Below are 25,877 nucleotides of genomic sequence, written 5' to 3'. Positions count from 1 at the left end.
TTAGGCGTCCTTTTGCTTGGTGCCGAAAATTTTGTCGCCTGCATCGCCCAGCCCAGGAATGATGTAGCCATGCTCGTTGAGGCGCTCATCAATCGATGCGGTGTAAATCTCTACATCCGGGTGTGCATCGTTAACTACTTTGATACCTTCGGGCGCAGCAACCAGCACCATGGCGCGGATTTCCTTACAGCCTGCTTTTTTCAACAGGTCGATGGTCGCGACCATCGAGCCGCCGGTCGCCAGCATCGGGTCGATAATCATCGCCAGGCGCTCATCAATTTCCGGGACCAGCTTTTCCAGGTAGGTGTGCGCTTGCAATGTTTCTTCATTGCGTGCAACCCCGACGGCGCTGACCTTGGCGCCCGGAATCAAACTGAGTACGCCTTCGAGCATGCCAATCCCTGCACGCAAAATAGGCACCACGGTGATCTTCTTGCCGGAGATCTTTTCTACTTGCACCGGGCCACACCAACCGGCAATCTCGTAAGTTTCCAGTGGCAGGTCTTTGGTTGCTTCGTAAGTCAGCAGGGCACCGACCTCTTGAGCCAATTCGCGGAAGTTCTTGGTGCTGATATCAGCGCGACGCATCAAGCCGATTTTGTGGCGAATCAGCGGGTGGCGAATCTCTTGGATTGGCATGTGTTAGGGCTCTCCGACTGAGCTGGCAAAAAAACTGGCTTAGATTAAAGCATTGTGCGCAATAAAGGGCGGCGCTGTGCTCACTGATGTCGCCTAAGTTAAGATTGGTTTTGTTGATTTATGCCAATTATTATCCGGATTGCCGGAATATCGCGCATAAATGGCGCTCGTTCGTCTGTGAAGGCTTGCTCCCCGCCAGACACATGCGTACCTTTGCCGACTTTTATTTTGACGCACCGATCAGGTTTTCGTGTTGCGCTAACCCAAGAGGAACGAACATGTCTGCTGATCTCGCGCACATCCGTCAGGTAATGGCTGAAGCTGATTGTCTGTACACCGACGAACAGGTTGAAGCCGCCATCTGCAAGATGGCTGAAGTTATCAATGCCGAGATGGCGGATACCAACCCTGTGGTTTTCTGCGTCATGAACGGTGGGCTTATCTTCTCCGGTAAGCTGCTGCCGAAGCTAAGCTTTCCGCTGGAACTGTCTTATTTGCACGCCACGCGCTATCGCAACGAAACCAGCGGTGGTGATCTCTTCTGGAAGGCCAAGCCTGAGGTTTCGTTCATTGATCGCGATGTGTTGATCATTGATGACATCCTCGATGAAGGCCACACCCTCGGCGCGATTATCGATTTCTGCCACCACGCGGGCGCTCGTGCTGTGCATACCGCAGTGCTGGTTGATAAAGACCATGACCGCAAAGCGCGCCCAGACCTTAAGGCTGACTACGTTGGCTTGCCATGCATTGACCGTTACATTTTCGGCTACGGCATGGATTACAAAGGTTACTGGCGCAACGCGCCTGGCATTTTTGCCGTTAAAGGCATGTAAGCCTATGCGCGGCCCTGCATTTCTCGATCAAGCCTTGTTCTCGGACTTAGCGCACAAGGCTGCGCAAAATCCGCGTCAGCGCCAGCATCACAATTTCCATGAAATGCAGGAACCCTGTCATCGCATGGCAATTGGCTTGCAGCCGGATACCTATATCCCGCCGCACCGCCACCTTTCAGCGGACAAAGCTGAAGCGTTACTGGTGGTAAAGGGGCGCTTGGGGCTGCTGATTTTTGATCAGGACGGCGCAGTGCAGGCTAAGCGTATTCTCGCGGCGGGCTCTGATTGTGTCGGTGTTGATCTACCGCCAGGGATCTTCCACGCCTTGGTCGTGCTTGAGGCCGACAGCATTCTGTTCGAGTGCAAGGCCGGGCCGTATCTGCCGATTGGCGAAGGCGAGCACGCCAGTTGGGCGCCGCAAGAGGGCAGCCCGCAAGTGGCCGAGTACCTGAGTTGGATGCGCGCGCAGTTCGACGCAATCGACTGAGCGTTGAGCGCAATGGGTCCGCGGGGTACACTTGCCGGCCCGTGTAGCCCGGTTTAGCTGGAGTCAGTGATGCGTAAAGACAAGAAACAAGTGATTGGTGAAGAGATTGGTGATGAGCCGATCAAGTTGTTCCTCGATGTCGAGCCCGCTGATGACACGCCGCCGTCGTTGCACAAGCTGGTTAAAGCCTATCGCGGTCTGCGTTTCGATGACTTTGAGCGTTTCCTCGGCTTTTTCGTCGCCGCAGGCTATGACGTCAACGCTAAAGATGCTGACGGCAACGATTTTGTTGCCTTGATTCAGGATCAGCGTAACGCACAGCCGTATATCGAGTTGATCAAGTCAGCAGCACACTAGCCGACTGGGTAAATAATGTATAAAAAAACCCGCTGACATTAGCGGGTTTTTTGTATCAGTTTTATAGCGTTAAGTCAGGGTTAAAGGACACCCGCCTTTTTCCATGACAAGTAACGGCTAACCAGCTCTGGCCCCAGCTCGCTAGGGCGTGCATCAAGCACTGGAATATTGTTTGCGACTAGACGCTCGTGCAGTGTGTCGCGGGCATTCAGGTAGTCGACAGTTCCGCAGTAGGCGATTGCCGAGTCGAGATTTTGCACCGGTGTTTGGCGCAGTGTATCCAGCACTTCTTCGCGCAAGCTGGCGATCAATACACGGTGCTGGCGACTCAAGCGTTTAACGGCGCCAAGCAGTTCCTGATCATCTTCATCACGCAAGTTAGTGACGATCACAACCAGTGCCCGCCGCCGTTGCCGGCTGAGCAGTGCATCAGTCGCCGCCGTATAATCCGCAGGCAGTTGAGTGCTTTTAAGGTCATACACGCTGTTAAGCAAAACATTGAGCTGTGCAGCGCCTTTGACCGGTGCTAGATAGCGGCTTTGTTCACTGGCGAAGGTGCTCAGGCCTACGGCGTCGCCTTGGCGTAATGCGATGTAGCTGAGCAGCAGACTGGCGTTGAGCGCGTGGTCGAAATGCGACAGCTCGTTATCCTGACTGCGCATGCGGCGGCCACAGTCGAGCATGAACACAATTTGCTGATCGCGTTCATCTTGATACTCACGGGCAATCGGTGTGCGTTTACGAGCAGTGGCTTTCCAGTCGATCTGACGCAATGAGTCGCCATCGCGGAAATCACGTAGCTGATGAAATTCCATGCCTAAGCCGCGTCGCTGATGCTGACGAACACCCATCTGGCTTAGCCAGTCATCAACCGCTAGCAACTGGGCGCCATAGAGTCGGGCAAAGTCGGGGTAAACCCGGGTTTCGTCAGCGACATTGAGTACCCGCCGAGCCTGCCACAGGCCTAAGCGGCTTGGCAGGCTGATCTCTGCCCGTGGAAAACTGAAGTGGCCGCGCACCAGTGGCCGCACGCGGTAGCTGAACTGGGTTTGCTCACCTGGTCGTAACGCCACACGCTGTGGCAGGTGTTCGCTGGCCATTTCATGGGCGCAGTGATCGAATACCTGCACCTCGATGTGCTGTGTGTAACTGTGGTGCAGGGTGAGTTGCACATCGCTCCAGCGCCCCAGTGGCAGTTGGCCGGGTAAGTTGCGTTCGAGGCGTGGCGAGGGTGTTTTGTACAGCAGCCAGGCATCAATCAGCGCAGCCACGCCCAGCAGTAACAGCAGCCCCCACCAGAGCGAACTGATGACCTCGGGCAGCTCTATTGCCAATGCATTCAAGGTCCCCAGCAGGACTGCGCAAAGCAACAGAGCGGCAAGGGCGATGAGTAGGCGGCGGGCCGGTTTCATCGCGCAGCCTGCTCGTGGTTCGGGGTGACTGTGATCATAGGCGTGGCGCCGGCACCTGATCGAGAAGCTGTTGCAGCACTTGGTCAATCGACAGGCCTTCGATATCCAGCTCCGGTGACAGGCGTACGCGGTGACGCAGAACCGCCAACGCACAGCCTTTTATGTCATCCGGCAGAACAAAGTCGCCGCCACGTAGAAGCGCCCGTGCACGGCCGCCCCGCACCAGTGCGATCGAGGCGCGAGGCCCTGCGCCGATTGCAAAACCGGGCCAGGTGCGGGTGGCGCGTGTCAGGCGTACGGCGTAGTCGAGCACTTGCTCATCAACCGGTAAGTCGCTGGCGATTTTCTGCAGGGCTTGTACGTCTTTGGCTTGCAGCAGGGTGCGCAGCGGGGCGACCTCAAGCATGTCGGCTTTGCTGGAGCGAGTCACCTGACGGACCATGAGCATTTCTTCATCTTGCTGCGGATAATCCATGCGCAGCTTGAGCATAAAACGATCAAGCTCCGCTTCTGGCAGCGGGTAAGTACCTTCTTGTTCAATCGGGTTCTGCGTGGCCAGCACCATAAATGGCAGCGGTACGACCAGTGCCCGACCTTCAAGAGTGACTTGGCGTTCTTGCATCACTTCAAGCAGCGCTGCCTGGGTCTTGGCCGGTGCGCGGTTAATTTCATCGGCCAGCAATAAATTGGTGAACACTGGGCCTTTGCGTAGTTTGAATTGCTCGCTTTGCAGGTCGTATACCGCATGCCCGGTAACATCGCTGGGCATCAAGTCCGGGGTGAACTGAATCCGCGAAAACTCACCGCCAAAGCACTTGGCCAGTGCGCGCACCAGTAAGGTTTTGCCCAGACCCGGTACACCTTCAATCAGCACGTGGCCGCCAGCAATCAGCGCGGTCAGCACATCGTCAATTACCCGAGTTTGGCCGATCAAGGCTTTTTGCAACTCCAGGCGCAGCGCTTGAGCCAGTTGGCTGGCACGCTGACGTTGTTGCGCCGTATTCGCGATCGGGGTCGCCGGGGCTGAGCTGGCAGGTGCGGCTGGGTTGGGGCTTGACTGGTCGGGGGTGTGTTCGCTCATAAGGCATTCCTGAGAGTTTGCAGGTGGGCAACCTGACGGGTGAATTCGGTGGCGGTTTGCCGCTGCTGCGGGAGTGGCCGCATGGCTTTGCCAATCGCGCCAGTGCTGAGGCGCGTCAGGCGGCTGAGGACTAACCATTGATCAGCGACAGGCAAGCGTTCAAAGCCTGGGTGACGCTTGCGTGCGCGGCGTTGAATATCCAGTTGCAAGCCTTGTAGCAGTGTTTGTTGACCACTGCGCCTGAGGCTGAAGTCAGCGCTGGCGCGAATGTGTTCTTGTAGCTGCCTGCGACTGAGGCTCGCCGGTAATTGCAATGGACCTTGACGCATGCCGACGCTCCAGAGCGTCAGTGCGAGGAGTAACCCAAGGGCTAATAGCGCTTGTGGGAAATACTTCCAGAGCAAGCTCAGTAAATCATCATGGTCGGCGCGAAAGAGCAGGGTGACATCGGTTTCCTGAGTCAGGTACCAGAGTAGCCAGGCGTTATCGTACTTGGCGATTTTGTCGTTTTGCCAGACCCAGTTATCGGTTAGCACCGTGATTAACCCGTCACCGTGATAGAGCTGGAGCATGTGGGTTGATTGCCCGCTATTGGCCCAGGCAGTGGCGATATTTTTCGCGTCGTACAGATGAAAGTCAGTGTCGAAGCTGATGTAGGCGGGTGCCTCTTCGTTTTCGAGATAGAGCTTTGTTAGCTTGGGGTAAGCGTCTTGCTCATCGTCAATCGCCGGTGCTGGTTCGGGCTGATCGGGCTCGCCTTGCGATAGTTGTTCCAATTGCGAATAGCTTTCTGGTTCAGGCTCAGCCACTGTTTGATCTGCGTCGTCGCTGGTTTCAGCGGTCTGTTGATCTGGGGCTGATTCAGGGCTTTTGGACGCCTCTTTAGGCGGGGGTAAATCATCACTGTCGAGTTGCTGAATCCCTAGTCTGTCGAGCAGCAAATCACCACTCTTACCTTTCTTTTCATCCCATAAACGCTCTGCGACGAAGATTAGGTGTCCGCCTTTGGCTGACCAGTCGAGCAGTCGCTGGGTTTGCTGAGGGGTGACTTTTTCCCGATCGCCCAGCAGTAATAAGGTGTGGCCAGTGCTCGGCAACTTCGCCAGATTGGCCAGGCTATCAGCTGTTTCGACTTTGACGCCTTGGTCGCGCAAAAAAGCCTGCGCGGCGAAGTAAGGGTTCGCTTTAACTTCAGGGGCGGCGCCATGGTCAATAACGGTTTCATAGGATTCGGCTCGTCCCAGCAAATAGCTGGCAAGCAAGCCAAGGGCAAGAATAATCAGTGCGCCGATGATAAAGCCGCTACGTCGGCTCATGCCGCAACCCCCGGCTCAAACAGCTGACGCCAACTGTTGCACAGTGATGCTTTGGCAGATGCCGGTGGCAGGTTGTGTCCGTAGGCCAGATTTTGCCAATGCTGAGTCAGCACTGAGCTGAATTGATCAAGTTCTGGTTGCTTCAGGCTTTCAACCAGTTGCAAGACTTCGTGCTCGGTGTGGGCGCTTTTCAGACCCAGACGGTAATCATGCAGCAAGCGGCTGAGCAGGGCGCGGTAGAGCAGGCCCAAGGCTGCGCGTGGCTCGCGGTCCCACAGCTGGCTAACTTCGCTGCAAATATCATCCGGCAGGCTTTCAGGGGCGACTTCCAAGCCAAACATCTGGCTTGGTGGCGCACTTTTATTGCGCTGGGGTAAAGCAAAGCGCCCGGTGAAGGTATTCAACCAATCCCGGTAGCGCCACACTATCCAGGCAATCAGGGCGAATAGAGCCGCCCAGAGCAGGGCGGAGAAGATTTGAGCCAATGTTTCCATCGACTTCCAGAGCTTAGTCAGTTTGCCCAAACCTGAAATCAGCGACTCAAGGAAATCGGTGTCTGGTTCGGCTTGTTTTTCGCTATCTCGCAGGCGCCAGCGGGTTACCGTTTCCGGATTTTTGAACGGCGGCTTATCGAGTAGGAGCTTGATACTTTGTTGTGCTGTCTGACTGTTCAATGCTTGTTTTTGCAAGCGCTCGGCTTGTGGTCCAAGCGGGTCTTGCTCGGGTAGTGGGTCGGCCGTCGCTGAGCTGCTGGGTGCTGCGGTGTCCGCTATATCGATGGCGGCCATCGCCGTGTTTGGCAGTTGGCTGAACAGCAGGCCTACAGCGAGCAGCGCGGCATAGGCAACACCTGTCAAGCGCTGGCGCAATTGGCGAAATGCCAGTTCAATGTCCCACGCTTCTAGTGCGGTGCGGCGGTTCAAATACAGGCTGAATCCACAGGCCACATAAACCGGTTCCCAGACAATCAGAAGCAAGGCGTAGAGCCCGTTGGACATATGCTCAAGCCACATCCAGTCGTTTTGCTCGGGGGCAATCAGGCTTTGCCAGCTCCAGTCCAGTTCCAGTTGTTGCGGCAGCATCAAGTAGAACAAGGCAGCCAAGCCAAGACTCAGGGCGAACTCAACGTGCACGCCGACGACTGTCAGCCAGGTTGCGCCACCTGCATTTTTTTGTCCGAGGACGGTCAGACGCTGGCTACGGGCGGCGCCTGATAGTCCTTCCAGTTGCATGACTGGCATATCAAAGCTACGTGTACTGCTGATACGCCGCCAGGTCAGGCTGGCCAATAGCTGGGGTTTCAACAGTCGTGGATAGGCTTTGAGCGCTTGCTTTAGCGTTGGGGTATTGCCAAACAGGCTGTTGGACAAGATATACAGCGGCAAGCGTTCATAGGCTGGTTTCAGCCACCAGAACACCAATATGGCAATGCTTGGATAGTCCCAGAAAATCAGGCAAAGCAGGGCGAATATCGGCAGGGTAACCAGCGCCCAGCTGGCCATCAGTAATCCTGCATGCCGGCGCGCGAGTAGTACGCCGAGATCAAGTGCTTCCCAACCACTGCGTGGACGAATCGCGACGTTAACTTCAGTCAGGCGCATGAGTACCTCGCCCGGCAAGGATCAGATAGCTCAGCACCAATGCCCAGAGTAAAGCGCCCACAGCGTACTTAACATGCGGCGTGGCGAAGGTCATTGATGACCAGTACGCCTCGATAAAGGCTGCAAGTAACAAAAACACCACAACACCGGCCACTAGGCGAATGCTATCTGCTGCGGCTAAGCGTAAGGCTTCGGTGCGTGGCAAGCGGCCGGGGGCGAGTAATGCCCAGCCAAGTTTCAAGCCTGCAGCGCCAGCAAGCGCGATGGCGGTCAGTTCGAAAGCGCCGTGACCGACAACGAAGGACCAGAAGGTTTCGCTATAGCCAATTTGCGTCAGGTGACCGGCTACTGCGCCGATCATCACCCCGTTGAACAGGAGAAAGAACAAACTGCCGAGCCCGAATAACAAGCCGCTGGCGAATGTCTGAAAGGCAATGCCGATGTTGTTCATGATGTAGAAGCCGAACATCATCCAGTCATCCCCTGAACCGCGCTCACTGAAGCGGCCAAGACGTCGGGCATCTGGGTCATACATGCTTTCCATGCTGGCGACTTGTTGCGGGTCGACCACGCTGTAAACAAGGTGGGGAAACAAGTAAACCAGCAACCCCATGATTATCAAACTGCCAAAAAACAGCAGGCTGGCGGCCAGTACAAAGCGCCACTGCGCGCGAACCAGACACGGAAAACCACTGAGCAGGAAACTGACTAGCTGAGCGCCAATAGTGCTGCGGTGGCGGTAGAGTTGTTGGTGGCCGCGCAGGGCTAATTGCTGCAACTGTTCAATTAAGTGGTTGCTGTAGCCACGGGCCTGAGCCAGTGAGAGTTGTTGGCAGACGCGTCGGTAATCAGCCGCAAAGCCCTTGCTGTGTGCAGCATCGGTTTTACCGGTTTTCTCCAAGCCATCTAACTTGCTGGCGAACTCTTTCCAGCTGGCTTGGTGATGGCTTTCGAATTGACTCTGCTTCATCGGCGTCCCACAAGGCTGTGGGCAATGCCGTTGATAGTTTGTTCAGCTTGTTCGGTCGGCACCTGCAGTGGCGCAGCGATGATGTTGGCCAGTTCAACGCGACGTTCCTTCGACAGGCTGCTGGCGCGTTCAGCAAAGTTAAGTATTGCACGTTGTTCTTTCAGGCTTAGGGCGAAGGGGGCACGCACGGCCTCTGCTTCAGGTAGAACAGGTGCAAGCGGCTTTTCCTCGCGATAAACCACCAGCGTGCCTGCGGCTATATCACCCAGACGTTTGAACGTTGGGCTATTCAGGCAACTGAGAATGCCAAAGGTGTAGCCGAACGGCAGTATGTCGACAAAGCGCAGCAGGTTGCGGGTCAGGGAAGCTGGCCAGCCCACTGGCGTACCGTCGTCGTGCACTACGCGTAAACCCAACCATTGTTTGCCGGGGGAGCGACCTTGGTTGAGCACCTCAAACAAGACCATGTACCACCACGTCACCACAAACAGCAAAATTGTGCCTAGGCCCATGCCCAGTTTGCCGAGCATGCTGAGTAGCAGGTACATCAAGCCCAGGACGATGCCGCGAATGATCAAGTCGATGCAGTACGCCAGCGCACGCGGTACCAGTCCGGCCGGACGCAGCGACAGGTCGATACCTTCTGGCGTCTCGACGTGATAACGCGTATCCAGCAACTCAGCAGCGAGGGGGCTGGTGGGGTTTTTTTGATTGTTTTCGGTATGCGGCATCGGCTGACTGCGATGAATAAAGCCCGATGCTAGCCAGAGCGAGCCGCTGAGGCAACTGCTCTAGACACAATCTGTAGATTCCCCCCGCAATATGAGGCATCTCTGAAAAACTACTGCACAGTAATGTGGCGGCAGCCGGGGGGCGGCAACCATTGATGCGGCTCGGGTTGTTACCTTTTTTGAGCGGTCCTAATCGTCCGGTTGGTAAATAGAGCCACACAATTAAGCGATGTTAGACTGCATCAGCCATTCGCTCAGGACAATACTGTGACTTCAAGCATCTTCTGGTACGACTACGAAACGACAGGTATCGACCCGCGCCGCGATCGGCCCTTGCAAATTGCAGGTATTCGTACCGATGAGCAACTTAACGAGATTGCCGAGCCGCTGAATATTTATTGCAAACCCAGCGATGATATTTTGCCGCACCCAGCCGCATGCATGATTACCGGCATTACTCCGCAGCTATTGGCTGAGCGGGGGCTTGATGAAGCTGAGTTCATGACTCAGGTGCATGCGCAGTTGTCACTGCCCGGTACTTGTGGTGCGGGCTACAACAGTATTCGTTTTGATGATGAGGTCACGCGTTACAGCTTATATCGCAACTTTTTTGACCCTTATGCGCGCGAATGGCAGGGCGGTAATAGTCGTTGGGATTTGATTGACCTGGTCAGAACAGCTTATGCATTGCGCCCGGAGGGGATCGTCTGGCCGGAGGTGGAAGGGCGCGTTAGCCTCAAGTTGGAGTTGTTAACGGCCGCCAATGGTATTGAGCATGGTCAGGCGCACGACGCATTGTCTGATGTGCGTGCAACTATTGCTTTGGCGCGGCTACTGCGCGACAAGCAAACCAAGCTCTACAATTATCTGTATGGCCTGCGCAGCAAGGCACGGGTACTGGATCAGATTAAGTTACTGCAACCCATTGTGCATATTTCTGGGCGCTTTGCCGGGGCCAACCATTACTTGTCAGTGGTGTTGCCACTGGCTTGGCATCCGCGTAACCGCAATGCGCTGATTGTCTGCGACTTGCAACGTGATCCAGGGGTGCTGCTCGATGAAACTGCCGACACCCTTCGTGAGCGTTTATACACCCGCCATGATGCGTTACTCGACGGCCAGTTACCGGTGCCCCTAAAGTTGCTACAGATTAATCGCTGCCCGGTTGTTGCGCCGCTAAGCGTGCTGCGTGACAGTGACATACAGCGTTTGGGGCTAGACATGGCGACTATTCAGGCCCGCGCTGAGCAGCTAATCGCAACACAGTCTCAGTGGCAGGAAAAAATGCCTGAGGTGTATCGCGAGGAAGCGTTTGCCGGAAGTGATGATCCCGAGCAGCAACTTTATGACGGTTTTATCGGTAATCGCGACCGTAGCTTGTGCGAGCGTGTGCGCACTTGTGAGCCTGAACAACTGGCCACAGAAAGTTGGCCGTTTGATGATCCACGCTTGCCTGAACTGTTATTTCGTTATCGGGCACGTAATGTGCCATCGAGTTTGAGTGCTGAAGAACAAGTGCGTTGGCAAACATTTTGCCAACAACGCCTAACATTGCCCGAGTCTGGTGCACCCAATACCGTGCAACAATTTGCTCAGGCGATGACTGAGGTGTTACCAACTGCATCACCTGCTCAGCAACAAGTTCTGCATGCGTGGCAAGTCTATGTTCAGCAATTAGCCGACCGCTACAGCCTTTCTTAGTCCGGTATTTTGCGTTGGGCAGTGTAGGGTTATGGAGTATGCCGCGTAGTCATTAATAACCTGGATTATTTTGTTTGCCTGCTAACGATGCGTGGTTGCATTGTTGGCGTTAATTTTTTGGCATAAAAAAACGCCGGACGAACCGGCGTTTTTTGTAACAACGAGAAACTTGCGACTGATTAGCCCAGCAAAGTAGCCCAGCTCTCAACCACGTCAGCGCCCCACTTGGCTTTCCACTCTTTCAGCGTTTTGTGGTTGCCGCCTTTGGTTTCGATGACCTCACCGTTGTTAGGGTTTTTGTATTGCTTAACTTTGCGAGCACGCTTGGTGCCGGTGCCTTTAGTGGCTCGAGCGTTCTTGCTCATTTTTGCGTCTGGATCGAGCAGAGCAATAATGTCACGCAGAGATTTTTGATATTCGCCCATCAGTTTGCGCAGTTTGCCTTCGAACTCCAGTTCTTTCTGCAGTTTGTCATCTTGTGACATGTTTTTCAGGCGTTCTTGCAATTCTTTGATGGCTTCTTCTGTAGCGCGGTATTCGTTGATCAGCGACATATTGTGTACCTTGGCTCATTCTGAGGTGACTATGTGTAACTAATGATAGACACGCACTTTTCACAAGTAAACCGGTTTATAAAGAAAAGACACACTACTGCAAGTAATTAGTTGTTTAGCGGGTCTGCTAATAGCCGTTTTTTGAGAAAATATATAGTCGCTAAGTTGGCACGTCTAGTTATGGCGCTGCCTGTGACCAGAAAGAAATTTTTTGGCGGCTTAAGTGCCCGGCTGTGAGTTGCGCTCGGGTTGCGGTTTTTTTAGTGAGCTCAATCACTCAGGGTTAATGCGGTTTTTTCTCGCGGTGTCTAGAATGATCGCCTTTGTAAACTTAGCGGGAGCTTTTCATGCGCACTTTTCGGCTGGTTATTGCCTGCCCAGACCGTGTCGGTATCGTGGCCAAGGTCAGTAATTTCCTAGCGACATATAACGGTTGGATTACTGAGGCTAGTCACCACTCTGACAATCAGACGGGCTGGTTTTTTATGCGCCATGAAATCCGTGCGGACTCTTTGCCGTTCGATATAGAGGGCTTCAAACAGGCTTTTGGTCCCATCGCGCGTGAGTTTTCGATGGAGTGGCGGGTCACCGATTCGGATCACAAGAAACGCGTAGTGCTGATGGCGAGCCGAGAATCCCACTGTTTGGCTGACTTGTTACATCGCTGGCACAGTGCCGAACTCGATTGCGAAATACCCTGTGTCATTTCCAATCACAATGACCTGCGCAGCATGGTTGAGTGGCACGGTATTCCGTTCTTTCATGTACCCGTTGATGCGCAAGACAAGCAGCCTGCTTTTGATGAAGTGGCGCGTTTGGTTGAGGCGCATCAGGCTGACGTGATTGTGCTTGCACGCTATATGCAGATACTGCCGCCGCAGTTGTGCCGGGATTATGCGCAACGGGTGATAAACATACATCACAGCTTCTTGCCGTCATTTGTGGGTGCCAAGCCTTATCATCAAGCGTCGTTACGTGGGGTCAAGCTGATTGGCGCGACATCACACTATGTGACCGAGGAGTTGGACGCAGGTCCGATTATCGAACAGGACGTGGTGCGTGTCAGTCACCGCGAAAGTATTGAGGAAATGGTTCGCCTAGGTAAGGATGTTGAGAAGATGGTGCTCTCACGTGGACTACGCTATCACTTAGGAGACCGTGTTCTTGTGCACGACAACAAGACGGTTGTGTTTGATTGATACGCCTTGTATCGCACCCTGGGCGTATCCGAAAGGAGTTCGATTATGCTCAAGTCAATCAAAGCTCGTGATTATATGACCACTCACCTTGTGACATTTCGCGCCGAGACCGATTTATTCACGGCGATAAACCGATTGCTTGAGCACCGGATCTCTGGTGCGCCTGTAGTCGACTCTCAGGGGCGCTTGATCGGGTTGATATCTGAGGGGGATTGTTTGCGAGCAACGCTGTCTGGCGCCTACTACGAGTCAATTGGCGGCACTGTTGGTGATTACATGAGTCGCAATATTGAAAGCATCAGTCCTGAAGCCAGCGTGATCGAGGTCTCTGAGCGTTTTTTGCAGGGTAAACTTGGGCGCCTGCCGGTGATTGCTGATGGGCGACTGGTCGGGCAGATAAGCCGCAGTGATGTATTACGTGCCGCTAAAGAGTTCGCCCAACATGAGAAAGGCCGGCCAGCGCTTGAGTGACCCGGTTATTCATCAAGAACTCGTTAAACAAGCGTGTGCAGCATCAAGCTGAAGGCTTTGTTTATCCGCTAACGCCAGTAATGGTGAGCACCGACACCAAGGAGATAGATCATGGTTGATCCACTCGAGCGCGCCGTCTCGAAGGCCCCAGAGACTGTTGGCGAAGGTTGCCTGAGCCGTTACGACATTGATCAATTGAGCCCGGAAGACGGCGCAGACTTTACCGATGCGCAGTCGCTGTTGAAGCAAACGCAAAGCCTTGATCAAACTGATCAGAAAGACGATCAATAGCGTCAGTTCAGTCATACAAAGGGCACTTTGATGGCGCCCTTTGTATTTAGCTCACTGCACCTAGGTTTTAAATTAGATGCGGAAGCTGCCCACCAATTGATTGAGGCGTGTCGCCTGACGCTCCAGGTCGCTACAGGCGCGCAGTGTGGCATGCAGGTTCTCGACGCCTTCCTGGTTGAGGGTGTTGATCTCGATGATGTCCATGTTCAGCGACTCGATAACCGAGGTTTGCTCCTCGGTGGCGGTGGCCACCGACTGGTTCATGCCGTCGATCTCGCCGATACGCTGAGTGACGCTACCCAGACGCTCGCCTGCCTGATTAGCAATCGACACACTTTCCTCACTGTAGCGCTGGCTCTCGGTCATGGTTGTCACAGACTCACGTGAGCCCACCTGCAGTTCCTCGATCATGCTTTCGATCTCTTGCGCCGACTCTTGAGTGCGGTGTGCAAGGTTACGCACCTCATCCGCAACGACCGCAAAACCACGGCCCGCTTCACCTGCCCGCGCAGCCTCGATCGCCGCGTTCAATGCCAGCAGGTTGGTTTGTTGCGAGATGCTTTTGATGACTTCAAGGATTTGGCCGATGTTCACGGTTTTGCTGTTCAGCGCTTCAATGTTGCTGCATGAGGCACTGATTTTTCCAGACAGGTCATTCATCGCCGCGATGGTGCGCTCAACCACCGAGCGACCATCTTCAGCCTGCTCGCGGGCATCGGATGCCTGAGTCGAGGCGTCGGCAGCATTGCGCGCAATTTCCTGAGCGGCAGCACCAAGTTCATTGATCGCAGCGGCGACACTGTTGGTACGACTGGCTTGTTCGTCGGAGTTAAGCATCGATGAGTTCGAGGCATTCACCACCAGCTTGGCAACTTCGTTGACCTGAATCGTCGCTGAAGATACTTCACGAATCGAGGTGTGAATCCGCTCAACAAATTGGTTGAATGACTTGGCCATCTCACCGAACTCATCGTTGGTGTTGGCGCTCAGGCGTTGGGTCAGATCACCTTCACCCATGGCGATGTCGCGCATGGCTTTGCCCATTGTATGCAGGGGCTGCATGAGCACTCGCATCAATACGCTAAGCAATAACATGATCAATACCACCGCAATAACTGTCGCGATAATAGCTGAAGTACGGAACTCGCTTAGCATCGAATAGGCTTTGTCTTTATCGATCGACAGGCCTAAATACCAGCTCACCGACGGTAAGCCTTTTACCGGGGCGAAACTGATGATGCGCGTGCTACCGTTGTTTTCTACTTCACTAATGGTGTTGTTGATGGTCGGAGCATTTTCTGCGTAGACATCCTTGAGCGACTTCATCACTAAAGATTTGTCCGGGTGCACCAGAATTTGACCAGACGAGCTGACCAGGAATGCGTAACCCATACCCCCAAAATCCAGCGAGTTGATGGTCTCGACCAGCGTGTTCATGCTCAGGTCGCCGCCAACTACGCCAGCATTCGGTGCAGGCGTCGCAATGGTGATGATCAGGCCACCAGTGGCTGCGTCAACATAAGGTTCGGTCAGTGTGGTGCCCGCGGTGGCAAGCGCATCCTTGTACCAAGGGCGTGTTCGTGGATCATAACCGTCAGGCATTTTCTCGTCGGGGCGCATTGCGAAGCTGCCATCAGTACCGCCCAGGTAGGTAAAGTCGAACGTCGAGGTCAGCGCTTTTTGCTCAAGCAGGCCAGTTACTGCGGAAGTATCAGGGTTTTTCGAGATCGACTGCGCCGCACTCTCAACCAGCAAAATCCGGCCCGATAACCAGTTTTGAATATTGCTGGCGGTTATATCGCCCATTTCATGCAGGTAACTCTCAAGATCCTCGCGAATGGCATTGCGTTGCAGATAATCGTTGTACAGCGTGAAAATCGAAAAAGCAGCCACTACAACCAATGCAGCGGCAATCAGTATCTTGTGACTGAATTTTAAATTTGTGCTCATAAACTCTTGCGCCCGTAAGGTACTGAAGCCAGTCTTTGATAAGGATATATACGGCGTCGCAAACTAGCGGCCTTAGGGAACCTCTGAAAAACTACTGCGCTAGGTATTACTACGTTGAAAACGCTGCTCAAAATGCTCATTTAGGACAACTAAACTGCGCTTTTTCGCACCTTTTCGCCTTGTACTCCCTTCGCTCGCTACCTTTTTCAAAGGCTCCGTAGTAGGTATGTCGGCAATCGGGTCGAAAAGCTTTAATCCAGAGGATGGTAAAAATGGCTGTAGCAAACCAATTAATTCTAGGGGCTGATCTTGAGGGGCAAGAGGTCGGTCAATCCTTGCGTCTTGCCAATCGTCACGGTTTGATTGCAGGTGCAACCGGCACCGGGAAAACGGTGACGCTGCAGCGTTTGATCGAAACGTTTAGCGAGGCCGGCGTTGCGGTATTTGCTGCCGATGTTAAAGGCGATTTGTGTGGCGTCGGAGCCGTGGGAAACCCGCAAGGCAAGATTGCCGAACGCATTGCCAGCATGCCTTGGCTTAACCATGTACCCAAGGCATGCCCTGTTTCACTCTGGGACATAAACGGACAAAGTGGCCATCCGCTGCGTACCACTTTGAGTGAGATGGGGCCTTTGCTTCTCAGCTCACTGCTGGAACTGAGCGATAGCCAACAAGCAGCGCTCTATGCCGCGTTTAAAGTGGCCGATCGCGAAGGTTTGTTGTTGCTTGACCTGAAAGACTTGAAAGCACTGCTCAATCACCTCAAAGACCATCCCGAAGTGCTCGGTGATGACGGTGCGCTATTTACCAAAACTTCAGGTCAGGCACTGTTACGCAGGCTTTCAAGCCTTGAGCAGCAGGGTGCAGAGGCTTTGTTTGGTGAGCCAGCCCTGCAGTTGGAAGATATTCTTCAGCCCGACGCCAACGGCCAAGGCCGTGTGCACTTGTTAGACGCCAGCCGCTTAGTGCATGAAGCGCCAAAAGTTTATGCAACGTTCTTATTGTGGTTGCTGGCTGAGCTTTTTGAGCAGTTACCCGAGCGCGGTGATGCCGATAAGCCAGTGCTGGCGCTGTTCTTTGATGAGGCTCACCTGTTGTTTGCCGATACACCAAAAGCCTTGCAAGAGCGCTTGGAGCAGGTGGTGCGTCTGATTCGATCGAAAGGCGTCGGGGTGTACTTCGTCACACAGTCGCCGAGTGATTTACCCGATGATGTGCTGGCGCAGCTGGGTTTGCGTATTCAGCATGGTTTGCGTGCATTTACTGCGAAAGAGCAAAAATCGTTGCGCGCCGTAGCCGAAGGTTTTCGGCCGAATCCGGCGTTCGATACGCTCAGCGTACTGACAGAACTGGGTATCGGCGAGGCGTTAGTCAGCACGATGGAAGAGAAGGGCACGCCAGCCATGGTCAGGCGTGTGTTAATTGCCCCGCCGCAGTCGCGAGTGGGCCCTTTAACTGAGGCCGAGCGCGCCACTTTGATCAAGCAATCTCCGCTCGCTGGGCGGTATGACAAACCTATCGACCGCGAGTCCGCGTATGAATTGCTGACAGCACGTGCCGCTGCTGCTGAGGTTAAGCCAGACGCTCAAGCACCCGCTCCAACTGCAGGCAACAGCAAAGCCGCCAAAGCAGATGAAAGCTTTAGTGATATGGCCACGGATTTGCTGGGTGGCTTTGCCAGCCAAGCGATGAAAACCGCGGTGCGCCAAGCCGCCAACCAGTTTGGTAGGCAATTGGTGCGAGGGTTGATGGGGTCGTTATTAGGCAGTAAAAAACGCTGAAGAAGCGGCTTTAAGCTCGGCCGGCCAGATTGAGGTTAAATAGCTCTGTATGGCCGGCTATTTCAGCACTTCCTTGAGGAACCTCTGAAAAACTACTGCGCTAGGTATTGCTGGGGCAGCCCGTGCTGTGTTGAAAAGCTGCTCAAAATGCTCATTTAGGACAACTAAAGTCGAGCGCGACCCCGGTCGCTTTTTCGCACCTTTTCGCCTTGTACTCCCGTCGCTCGCTACTTTTTTCAAAGGCTCCTTAAAAGTTAGGATTTATCTTCCAACTCTTTTTCGATTTTCTGTATTTCTTTATCAAAAGCTTGGTCGAGAAGAGAGGCTCTTTTCCGCCAGGGCTTGCGTTCCGGTTCGGGTTGAGCGGCGTAGGTTAAAACTTCTCCGCCGTAAACATCCTTGTAACGCTGCGCCTGGCGCTCGAGTTCGGCGCGCAGTTCGTCTTTCGTCACGTTAAATCCCAAGGTCTGAGTATATTACTAAGGTGGCAACGCGAGCAGTTATAGCTCGTTGTTACGGCCACCGTTAAGCTGAAAGCGTACGGTCAGTTTTCAATTGAATATACAACGTGCTGACTCGGGCTATACAGCCATAGGCAATGAAAACAATCGCTTTAGCGGTGTCGACTTTTACTGTCGATCTCAGGCAATTATCGCGAACGGTTTGAAAATGTCCAGTTTTTACACGGTTTGTAGCAAACATTAGCTGTACTTTTATACCTCTACTAGTTCGGGGTCGAGTTGTTTTCAGTGGGGCACTTGATGCGCTCGGTGGACTGGCTTTGATCGGCACCTGAAAGCGTGTGCTTCCAATATTAAATAAGACTGGCTGGACATGGAAATATTACAAATGTTTTATAAAATTAACTGGGCTTGAACAGTTCCAATGTTTTTTTGCTTTTTTGATCTTTGCTTAAACGGCTCTAGGGCGAGTATTTCAGCCTGGATGGGCGCTGACGTCAGCCTTAAAGGCGGATTGGATGTCGAATGAGAATGTTCTCAAACGACTAGATCATACACATCATGTATACAGCACCGCCTTGGAGGCAAAGATGAAGTATTTATGTCTGGTTTATAGCAATGAACAGCAATTACATTCCTCAGCAGATAGCCCGAAAGATGAAGAATGCTGGGCCTACGCCGAAGCGGTGCAGCGCAGCGGACGAATGATTGCCGCAGAGGCTTTGCAGCCGGTGCACAGCGCAACAACCGTTCGTATGCGCGGGGGCCAGCTATCAATCACCGATGGCCCATTTGCAGAAACCAAAGAGCAATTGGCAGGGTTTTATCTGATTGAAGCGCGCGACTTGAATGAGGCAGTTCAGCTCGCGGGTAATATTCCAGCCGCGCGGGTTGGTTGTGTAGAAGTGCGCCCAGTACGAGAGTTGGATGTTTGATTTGTAGTTAAAACTGCTGGAGTTGTTTGCGCGACTAAAAACCCCTTAGTGGCGGGGTTTTTAGTCGACATTGAGAAAACTGCTAAAGCGTTGTGGATTAGGGGTTTTGCAGTTTTTTCAGGGCTTCACAGCTGACTGCATAGTTAGCTTTGCAAGCTGCGGTGTACAGGGCGACTGCTTGATTTGGGTCGCGAGCGACGCCGTGTTCACCGGTGAAGTAAAGATTGCCGAGGATGTGTTGGGCCATTGGGTTGCCGCCTGAGGCCGACTGGTTCAAGTACTTGAGCATGGCGTCGCGGTTAGCAAATGAGGCGTCATCGCGACCTGTGTATAGATACGCCAAACTCACCGCAGCCATTGAGTGGCCTTTATCCGCGGCTTTCTTCCACCAGGCTTCCGCTTGCTTGAGGTCCTTGACCGGACGGCCGACGAAGTAAGCGCTGCCTAATTTGAATTGGCTATCCAAGTCGCCATCTTCGGCGGCTTTTCGCAGTTGATCAAACTCGGAGTTGGCAGTTTGTTCTTGAGTCGTTGCGGGACTCGTATTGGGCGCTGTCGCTTCGCTGTCAGTGTCTTTGCTGGCACAACCGCCGAGAAAAAGCAGAGCGCAGAACACGGCAGGAAGAGTTGAGCGCGCCAGTAGGTTGGTTTTCATCATGGTTATTCCTGATTTGACGGGAGCATGTTGCACGCGATGGTTTGGCTAAGGGGGGAGAGTTCAATCCCTTCGAGGTGTCGAGAGCGGATGCTTGGATAGGCTTCTCGGTACGATCGTCAGGTTAAAAATCATCGGCCCCAAAAAATGAGCTGTTGCGGCTAAAACAAAGACAACAACTCTGTGAATAAGTTGGAAAAACAGTGCGCTGCTTGGGTTGGTGAAATTTATGTAGTAAGTTTTCATGAAAATACTAGATAAACAATTCATGAGGCCGTCATGTTCAAGCAGTCTGCACAGCACGTCTCCAGTTATTATGCGGCAACCCATCCCGAGCCATTGCAGTTAAGGCCAACGCTCAAAGAGTCGCTCAGCACCGATGTGCTGATCATTGGTGGCGGTTTTAGCGGCCTGCATTGTGCGCTTCAATTGTTGCAGGCTGGCAAGCGCGTGATTGTTCTGGAAGCCAGTCGTTTGGCATGGGCTGCTTCGGGGCGCAATGGTGGCCAAGCGTTACTTGGTTGGTCGTGCGATATGCCGCCATTTGAAACGGCGCTGGGCTTAAGTGGCGCTCAGCTACTGTGGCGCAGTATGCAGTGGGCCGCAACTGAAATGCGCGATCTGCCGCAGCGTTTCGGGTTTGATATCGATTACCGATCAGGCAGTTTATACACCGCTGTACTGGGGCGACGTGTCGCTCAGTTGCAAGCGGCTGAGCGTGAGGCGCATGAGAAATGGGACTCGCCGGGTGTGCGTTTTATTGCGAGTGAGGAGTTACGCGAGTGGATTGGCAGTGATCGCTATCAGGCCGCGCTTTACGATCCGCAAGGGGCACATATCAACCCACTGAAACTTGCTCAAGGTTTAGCTGCGGCGATTGAGCAACTGGGCGGGCAGATTTTTGAGCAGAGTCAAGTGCTGGATTACCGCCAGACCACGGAAGGATACAGTGCTCGAACAGATCAAGCAGAGGTCAGCGCTGATGTGCTGATCCTCGCCTGCAACGCCTACATTGATAAGTTAGACCCAGCATTGAGCCGACGCATTCTGCCGGTGGGTTCCTACCAAGTCGCAACTGTGCCGTTAGCACCAGAACTTGCACAATCATTGCTGCCAAAAAACAGCTGTGTGATTGATAACCAGTTTGTCCCGGATTACTTCCGCTTAACGGTCGATAACCGCCTGCTATTCGGGGGCGGTTGTACCTATCTTGGCGGTATTCCCAAGGATGTTGCGGTAGCTACCCGGCCTTATCTTGAGCGAGTATTTCCGCAATTGCGGGGTGTTGAGTTGGATTATGCCTGGGGTGGGCATATCGATTGCACAATGAAGCGAACTCCGGATATTGGTTGTGAAGGTCAGCGCTACTGGTTGCAGGGCTTTTCCGGGCATGGCGTGCTCCCTACACTGGCTGGTGCGCGGGCGGTGACCGATGCAATTGCGGGTAATACTGAGCTGTTGAAGCTGTACCAAACTCTGCATAACCCGGCGTTTCCCGGTGGCTCACGTTTAGCTGCGCCCATCGAGGCGCTGGGCAAGGCGTGGTACCGGCTGCGCGATACGCTGTAATTTTGCAGGTTTGTAAGTGATTCGATGAAGTCGCTTCAAGGAGCTGATATGGATATGCAAGATGAAGTCGAAGGACTGGCGATACTGATTCGCGACCTCCGCAAGTACAAGAAGGTGAGCCTTGAGACGCTGGCTGAGCAGGTCGGTCGCTCGGTGGGTTTTCTGTCACAGGTTGAGCGAGCAATCTCCAAACCAACGGTGGCTGATCTCACCGCCATTTCAGAGGCGTTGGGCGTCTCTACAAGTTACTTTTACAGCCTCAGCAAACCGCGTGAAGTCGGCTGGGTAACTCGCCCGGGCGAGCGTCGAACTTTATATTACGCTGGCGGGATTACTGATGTGCTGGTATCGCCGAGGATGTCAGCCGGATTTTCGATGCTGGAAAGCCATTTGGCACCCGGTGCGACGAGCGGTGAGGAGCACTTGAATGACAGCTCCGAGCAAGGTGGTTTTGTGCTTGAGGGTGAACTGACAATCTGGTTCGAGGGCGCTGACGAGGACCAGGCTAATCCAGTGACCTTGCGCGCTAACGATGGATTCCAGTTGCCGCCATACAGCCAGTTTCGTTATGCCAATCTCAGCCAGCAGGCGACACGGGTGCTTTGGGTTTTCAAGTAATCGCCCTCAGTGGCGCGTTGCATGCGCTCACGGCAACTATTTTGTCGCCATTGGCGTTTGCAAGTGGGGTTAGACCTGCGATCCTCTTGAGGGTCTTTTAGATTAAATGTTTTTGAGGTGCATATGCAGATCAGTTGTGATTTTGACAGTGGCAATATCGAGGTTATTGATGCCAGTAATCCTCAGCGGGTATTGCTTGCGATTCGTCCTGATCTGCGCAGCCATCACTTCCAGTGGTTCCATTTTAAAGTGGATGGTCTTACACCGGGCAAGCCGATTGGTTTCAGCCTGACTAATGCCCACAGTTCTGCCTACAGCCATGCATGGAGCGGCTATGACACCGCTGCTTCATATGATCAGAAAAAGTGGTTCAGGGTCCCGAGCCGCTTTCAGGATGGTGCGCTCGATTTTGAGTTGGCGCCGCATCAGACGCAGATATGGTTTGCCTATTTTGAGCCCTATAGCCGTGCTCGCCATGAGCAATTGATAGCAAGCGCGGTTGCCGATGCTGGGGCGCAGGTTATCGCCACGGGCAAGAGTATTGAAGGGCGCGATATTCAGTTGTTGAAAGTCAGCCGCAACCCCAAAGCACAGCGCAAAGTCTGGATCATCGCCCAGCAACATCCGGGCGAGCACATGGCTGAGTGGTACATGGAAGGCGTGATTGAACGCCTGAAAAACAGTGAAGATGCCCAGCTCAAGCACTTGCTCGAACATGCTGATTTGTACCTGGTGCCGAATATGAATCCTGACGGCGCTTACCGTGGGCATTTGCGCACCAATGCTGCCGGTCAGGACCTTAATCGAGCCTGGCAGTCAGCAAGTGAAGAGCAAAGCCCCGAGGTATATTTCGTTCAGCAGCAAATGCGCAAGATCGGCGTTGACCTGTTTCTGGATATTCACGGCGATGAAGAAATTCCCCACGTGTTTACGGCCGGTTGTGAGGGTAATCCGGGGTACAGCCCACGGCTGGAGAAGCTTGAGAGCGATTTTCGCAGCCGATTGGTTGCCAGTGGTGCTGAGTTTCAGACGCGTTTTGGTTATCCGCGCAGTGAGCCGGGTAAGGCCAACACCACCTTGGCGTGTAACTCGGTGGGTATGGAGTTCGACTGCCTGGCGTTCACCATCGAGATGCCATTCAAGGACCACAACGACACGCCGTGTCCGCGCACCGGCTGGAACGGTCAGCGTTCGGCACAGTTGGGCAAGGATGTACTCAGCGTGATCGCTGATATGGTTGAGCAATTGCGCTGAACATAGCTCGTAACGCTTGAGGGTTTGGTTTTACTGAACTCTTTATTGAATGGATAGGTCGCAGTTGTCTGCCTGAGTAATCCAACTCAGGCACAGCTCATCTCAAGGATTGCGGATGCTTAGCGTTAACCTTGGGCCGTTGAATATGTCGGCGGCCCATTTGCTGTTATTAAGCAGCTTGTTTGTGGCCACGTTGGTTGGCTGGTGGGTTGGGCGCAACGCCAAGAGCAATCCAGAAAATCGCCTGTTCCTGATGTTCCTGGTTGGTGTGCTGGGGGCGCGTGTTGCCTTCGTTGTGCGCTACTTTGAACATTTCCAGAATGACTTATGGCAATTGATCGATCTGCGCGATGGCGGCTTTATCGCGTGGCCCGGCGTATTGTTGGCGCTGGGGTTGGGCCTGTATTGGTTGCTCAAGGAACCTCTGATGCGCCGTCCGCTGGGCATCGCATTGGTTGCCGGGTTGTTAGTCTGGGGCTCAGGCACGGCAATGATGCGCGCTCTGGAGCAGGGCACCCGCTTACCCGAAGTTGCCCTCGCCACAATGGATGGCAAAGGGGTTAACCTGAGCGATTATGCGGGCAAGCCTTTAGTGGTCAACCTATGGGCAACCTGGTGCCCGCCGTGCCGGCGAGAGATGCCAGTGCTGGCTGCGGCGCAAGCGCGCCATACTGACGTGACCTTCTTATTCGTCAATCAGGGTGAAGGCCAAGACGAAATTAGTCGATTTCTGCAGGCGGGTCAGCTGACCATGAGCAATGTGCTACTGGATAGCGGCGCACAGCTTGGACCTTTAGTCGGCTCACGTGCATTACCGACCACGGTGTTTTATGACGCTCAAGGTCGCCAGATTGGCAGCCATCTCGGTGAGCTGTCTGATGCGAGCCTATCGCAAGTACTAGAACTGTTTAAAAAGGATGGTAAACAATGAGTAGGTTCATGTTTAAACCCTCGCGCTGGCTGGCGCTGGCGTTGTTCAGCGCAGGTGCTGCGGGCATACATGCGGAAGAATGGCCGGCACCGATCAAGGCTGTAGAAGCACGCGGTGCTGAAGTCGTCGGCCGGTTTGATGCCCCCGGCGACATGCAAGGTTTTGCGGCTAAGTACAATGGCCAGGCCATAGCGCTGTACCTGATGCCGGATGGTAAACACGTGCTGCTTGGCACATTGCTCGATGAGCAGGGCGCTGATCTCAGTGAGGCGCCGCTGGAAAAGTTGGTTTATCAGCCGATGGCCAAGGAAATGTGGGCGCGCATGGAGAAAAGCAGCTGGGTGGCGGACGGTAAACCCGATGCGCCTCGCGTGGTCTATGTATTCAGCGACCCCAACTGTCCGTACTGCACAATGTTTTGGAAGCAGGCGCGACCTTGGGTTGAGTCCGGAAAAGTGCAACTGCGCCATATCATGGTTGGCATCATCCGCGACGACAGCGAAGCCAAGGCTGCTGCAATACTGACGGCCAAGTCGCCAGAGCAAACGCTTAACGAGCATGAGGCCGCGGGGCGCTCAAGTTCACTTGCCGCGTTAAAAACCATTCCAGCGAATATCCAGAAACAGCTTGATAGCAACTTAGCGCTAATGAGCGAGTTGGGCGGCCAGGCGACTCCGGCGATTTTCTATCTGGATAAAGGTGGGCGCATGCAGCAGCAACAAGGCGCACCGCGTCCTGATGCGTTAAAAGCGATCATGGGCGAGTAGGGCGGATAACGCTTTACTGCCCGCCATTTGGCACGGGTTAACACCTGTGCCAAATGATTGGACTCTGGTGGGCAAGCTTCACGTTGCCACACCCTACGAAGCACATGAGTAGATACCGTCTTGATCCTCATCTTGCAATAGCGAGAAGAGGGTCAAATGGTTTTCCGGATTTTAGTACTCCGTAGGCAATGCAGAGCAGCTTGCGCATAGCTGCGCAGATGATCTGTTTACCCGTTTTGCCATTGGCTCTCATTCGCTCAGCCAGTGCCCGAATAGCGGGGTTACGAGTGATGGATACGATACCTGGCATATAAAGCCCGGCGCGTAACCTAACTGAGCCCATGCGCGATATCCGCACATGACCTTTGAGCATTCCTGATTCTTGTAACCTGGGATTAAGTCCGGCAAAGGCCGTGACCGCACGGCTGCTTTCGAAGCGTTCGATATCGCCCAACTCCGCCAGTACAAGCGCTGCGGTTCTGTCCGCAATGCCATCGATACTGGTTAGCAGGTCTCGCTGGCCGCGTAGATCGTCGTTGTCATCGAAGTGCTGTTTGATCGCCTTTAGCGTTTCATCGATTTGTTGACGCAAGTGCTCAAGCACCGATTCAATTGACGCCCTGACCTTCTGTTCGTTGGTCACATCTAGGCGGTTTTGTTCGATTTGCTCCAGCTCCTGCAAATCCTTCAAACGGCGCACTAACGCTTTCAGACGGCGAATAGAAGGCTGCTCAGGCTGCCAAGCTCGTAGTTCGGTCTGATGCCTGCGGCCATAGTCAGCGATGAGCTTGGCATCGACTTTATCCGTCTTTACCCGCTGCAGCTGGCTGCGAGCGTAATAGGCCATTTGTGCGGGGTTAAGGACGCAAACACGGTAACCCAGCTTAAACAGCCACTCAGCCAAAGCTTCGTGATAGATGCCAGTGGCCTCCATTACGACCCAGGCATCGGCTTCAGCGTGCTTAAGCAGCCACTGCCGAAAGACCTCAAAGCCCGCAGCGTTATTACTCAGCTTGGCTTTGGTGCGGTACTTGCCGTTATCTTGCAGAGTGGCGATATCGAAGGTCTGTTTAGCTATGTCGATGCCGACAACTATCGTCATGACGCTTACTCCTCATTGAGTTAGGTCGATCATCACTTCATCCGTCCAGCCTTGCTGATGCGAGCTCGAGGCTCAGGATACCGTTCGGACTTGTTGGATGAGTACGGAGGAGTGCAGCGCTATCTACGTTACAAGCTCGAAGCTTTAGGGCGGACACGGCTTGCACTCGCTCCCCCGAGGATCAATCGGGAACTATCGCTCTAAAATA

At 53.8% G+C, this 25,877-nt stretch carries 26 protein-coding genes and 1 pseudogene; 14 read left to right on the top strand and 13 right to left on the bottom strand.

Annotated elements, in window-relative coordinates; translation table 11 throughout:
• Positions 1–639: a uracil phosphoribosyltransferase gene (gene upp, locus B9K09_RS16915; RefSeq protein ID WP_087517918.1), complete on the bottom strand. Its 639-nt coding sequence runs from the start codon at positions 637–639 to the stop codon at positions 1–3.
• 278 nt (positions 640–917) lie between these two features.
• On the opposite strand from upp, the gene B9K09_RS16910 reads away from it, so the two are divergent.
• From B9K09_RS16910 to B9K09_RS16900, 3 genes are all read left to right on the top strand, one after another.
• Positions 918–1,475: a hypoxanthine-guanine phosphoribosyltransferase gene (locus B9K09_RS16910; protein WP_087517917.1), complete on the top strand. Its 558-nt coding sequence runs from the start codon at positions 918–920 to the stop codon at positions 1,473–1,475.
• Positions 1,476–1,479: 4 nt separating this feature from the next.
• Entirely contained in the window at positions 1,480–1,962 is a 483-nt protein-coding gene (locus B9K09_RS16905; RefSeq protein WP_087517916.1) for a WbuC family cupin fold metalloprotein, read from the top strand.
• 69 nt (positions 1,963–2,031) lie between these two features.
• Complete coding sequence (locus B9K09_RS16900) at positions 2,032–2,319, top strand: PA4642 family protein (RefSeq protein ID WP_087517915.1); 288 nt, start codon at positions 2,032–2,034, stop codon at positions 2,317–2,319.
• An 80-nt stretch (positions 2,320–2,399) separates the two neighbouring features.
• Here B9K09_RS16900 and B9K09_RS16895 read toward each other — a convergent pair whose 3' ends face one another.
• The 6 genes from B9K09_RS16895 to B9K09_RS16870 are packed head-to-tail and all read right to left on the bottom strand — an operon-like array spanning position 2,400 to position 9,430.
• Positions 2,400–3,731, bottom strand: a complete 1,332-nt coding sequence (locus B9K09_RS16895) for a DUF58 domain-containing protein (protein WP_087517914.1) — start codon at positions 3,729–3,731, stop codon at positions 2,400–2,402.
• A 34-nt stretch (positions 3,732–3,765) separates the two neighbouring features.
• Positions 3,766–4,812: a MoxR family ATPase gene (locus B9K09_RS16890; protein WP_087517913.1), complete on the bottom strand. Its 1,047-nt coding sequence runs from the start codon at positions 4,810–4,812 to the stop codon at positions 3,766–3,768.
• The gene (locus tag B9K09_RS16885) at positions 4,809–6,128 is read right to left on the bottom strand and encodes a DUF4350 domain-containing protein (RefSeq protein WP_087517912.1); all 1,320 of its coding nucleotides are present in this window, start codon (positions 6,126–6,128) and stop codon (positions 4,809–4,811) included. The genes B9K09_RS16890 and B9K09_RS16885 overlap by 4 nt, the downstream gene beginning before the upstream one ends.
• The gene (locus B9K09_RS16880) at positions 6,125–7,729 is read right to left on the bottom strand and encodes a DUF4129 domain-containing protein (RefSeq protein WP_087517911.1); all 1,605 of its coding nucleotides are present in this window, start codon (positions 7,727–7,729) and stop codon (positions 6,125–6,127) included. Before B9K09_RS16880 ends, B9K09_RS16885 begins: the two co-directional genes overlap by 4 nt.
• Entirely contained in the window at positions 7,716–8,699 is a 984-nt protein-coding gene (locus tag B9K09_RS16875; protein WP_087517910.1) for a stage II sporulation protein M, read from the bottom strand. Before B9K09_RS16875 ends, B9K09_RS16880 begins: the two co-directional genes overlap by 14 nt.
• Positions 8,696–9,430: an RDD family protein gene (locus B9K09_RS16870; protein ID WP_087517909.1), complete on the bottom strand. Its 735-nt coding sequence runs from the start codon at positions 9,428–9,430 to the stop codon at positions 8,696–8,698. Before B9K09_RS16870 ends, B9K09_RS16875 begins: the two co-directional genes overlap by 4 nt.
• Before the next feature lie 267 nt (positions 9,431–9,697).
• Here B9K09_RS16870 and sbcB point away from each other — a divergent pair, with 267 nt between their 5' ends.
• Positions 9,698–11,131, top strand: a complete 1,434-nt coding sequence (gene sbcB, locus B9K09_RS16865) for an exodeoxyribonuclease I (protein WP_087517908.1) — start codon at positions 9,698–9,700, stop codon at positions 11,129–11,131.
• Between the two features lie 179 nt (positions 11,132–11,310).
• Here sbcB and mvaT read toward each other — a convergent pair whose 3' ends face one another.
• A complete protein-coding gene (gene mvaT / locus B9K09_RS16860; RefSeq protein ID WP_087517907.1) occupies positions 11,311–11,685 on the bottom strand; it encodes a histone-like nucleoid-structuring protein MvaT in 375 nt (124 codons plus the stop codon).
• Positions 11,686–12,032: 347 nt separating this feature from the next.
• On the opposite strand from mvaT, the gene purU reads away from it, so the two are divergent.
• The 3 genes from purU to B9K09_RS16845 all read left to right on the top strand — a co-directional run bounded on the left by purU (position 12,033) and on the right by B9K09_RS16845 (position 13,646).
• Positions 12,033–12,884 (top strand): formyltetrahydrofolate deformylase, encoded by an 852-nt coding sequence (gene purU / locus B9K09_RS16855; RefSeq protein WP_087517906.1) that lies wholly within the window; start codon positions 12,033–12,035, stop codon positions 12,882–12,884.
• A gap of 45 nt (positions 12,885–12,929) precedes the next feature.
• Positions 12,930–13,355, top strand: a complete 426-nt coding sequence (locus tag B9K09_RS16850; RefSeq protein ID WP_087517905.1) for a CBS domain-containing protein — start codon at positions 12,930–12,932, stop codon at positions 13,353–13,355.
• Positions 13,356–13,466: 111 nt separating this feature from the next.
• Positions 13,467–13,646, top strand: a complete 180-nt coding sequence (locus tag B9K09_RS16845) for a hypothetical protein (protein ID WP_087517904.1) — start codon at positions 13,467–13,469, stop codon at positions 13,644–13,646.
• 72 nt (positions 13,647–13,718) lie between these two features.
• On the opposite strand, the gene B9K09_RS22985 is transcribed toward B9K09_RS16845, so the two are convergent.
• Both B9K09_RS22985 and B9K09_RS22980 read right to left on the bottom strand, forming a co-directional pair.
• Complete coding sequence (locus tag B9K09_RS22985; protein WP_371917468.1) at positions 13,719–14,483, bottom strand: methyl-accepting chemotaxis protein; 765 nt, start codon at positions 14,481–14,483, stop codon at positions 13,719–13,721.
• A gap of 93 nt (positions 14,484–14,576) precedes the next feature.
• Positions 14,577–15,596: pseudogene (locus tag B9K09_RS22980) on the bottom strand (cache domain-containing protein); the annotation flags it as partial.
• 272 nt (positions 15,597–15,868) lie between these two features.
• Here B9K09_RS22980 and B9K09_RS16835 point away from each other — a divergent pair.
• Positions 15,869–17,377: a helicase HerA-like domain-containing protein gene (locus tag B9K09_RS16835; RefSeq protein ID WP_087517902.1), complete on the top strand. Its 1,509-nt coding sequence runs from the start codon at positions 15,869–15,871 to the stop codon at positions 17,375–17,377.
• Positions 17,378–17,631: 254 nt separating this feature from the next.
• Here B9K09_RS16835 and B9K09_RS16830 read toward each other — a convergent pair whose 3' ends face one another.
• Positions 17,632–17,829 (bottom strand): hypothetical protein, encoded by a 198-nt coding sequence (locus B9K09_RS16830; RefSeq protein ID WP_087517901.1) that lies wholly within the window; start codon positions 17,827–17,829, stop codon positions 17,632–17,634.
• Positions 17,830–18,428: 599 nt separating this feature from the next.
• Between B9K09_RS16830 and B9K09_RS16825 the strand changes: the two genes are divergently transcribed.
• Positions 18,429–18,773: a YciI family protein gene (locus B9K09_RS16825; protein ID WP_087517900.1), complete on the top strand. Its 345-nt coding sequence runs from the start codon at positions 18,429–18,431 to the stop codon at positions 18,771–18,773.
• A gap of 97 nt (positions 18,774–18,870) precedes the next feature.
• Here B9K09_RS16825 and B9K09_RS16820 read toward each other — a convergent pair whose 3' ends face one another.
• Positions 18,871–19,431, bottom strand: a complete 561-nt coding sequence (locus tag B9K09_RS16820) for a tetratricopeptide repeat protein (RefSeq protein ID WP_087517899.1) — start codon at positions 19,429–19,431, stop codon at positions 18,871–18,873.
• Between the two features lie 276 nt (positions 19,432–19,707).
• Here B9K09_RS16820 and B9K09_RS16815 point away from each other — a divergent pair, with 276 nt between their 5' ends.
• The 5 genes from B9K09_RS16815 to dsbG all read left to right on the top strand — a co-directional run bounded on the left by B9K09_RS16815 (position 19,708) and on the right by dsbG (position 24,567).
• Positions 19,708–20,997, top strand: a complete 1,290-nt coding sequence (locus B9K09_RS16815) for an FAD-binding oxidoreductase (protein ID WP_087517898.1) — start codon at positions 19,708–19,710, stop codon at positions 20,995–20,997.
• A gap of 48 nt (positions 20,998–21,045) precedes the next feature.
• Positions 21,046–21,615, top strand: a complete 570-nt coding sequence (locus B9K09_RS16810; RefSeq protein WP_087517897.1) for a helix-turn-helix domain-containing protein — start codon at positions 21,046–21,048, stop codon at positions 21,613–21,615.
• A gap of 123 nt (positions 21,616–21,738) precedes the next feature.
• Positions 21,739–22,869: a M14-type cytosolic carboxypeptidase gene (locus B9K09_RS16805; protein ID WP_087517896.1), complete on the top strand. Its 1,131-nt coding sequence runs from the start codon at positions 21,739–21,741 to the stop codon at positions 22,867–22,869.
• A 115-nt stretch (positions 22,870–22,984) separates the two neighbouring features.
• The gene (locus tag B9K09_RS16800; RefSeq protein WP_087517895.1) at positions 22,985–23,800 is read left to right on the top strand and encodes a TlpA disulfide reductase family protein; all 816 of its coding nucleotides are present in this window, start codon (positions 22,985–22,987) and stop codon (positions 23,798–23,800) included.
• A gap of 8 nt (positions 23,801–23,808) precedes the next feature.
• Positions 23,809–24,567 (top strand): thiol:disulfide interchange protein DsbG, encoded by a 759-nt coding sequence (gene dsbG, locus B9K09_RS16795; protein WP_256574071.1) that lies wholly within the window; start codon positions 23,809–23,811, stop codon positions 24,565–24,567.
• Between the two features lie 127 nt (positions 24,568–24,694).
• Here dsbG and B9K09_RS16790 read toward each other — a convergent pair whose 3' ends face one another.
• A complete protein-coding gene (locus B9K09_RS16790; protein WP_087516234.1) occupies positions 24,695–25,669 on the bottom strand; it encodes an IS110 family transposase in 975 nt (324 codons plus the stop codon).
• Between the last annotated feature and the right edge of the window lie 208 nt (positions 25,670–25,877).

The organism is Pseudomonas sp. M30-35, assembly GCF_002163625.1.
In the GTDB taxonomy this organism is placed as follows: Bacteria; Pseudomonadota; Gammaproteobacteria; order Pseudomonadales; family Pseudomonadaceae; genus Aquipseudomonas.
The sequence above is the reverse complement of the archived record's forward strand: the minus strand, read 5'-3'. Positions and strand labels throughout refer to the sequence as shown.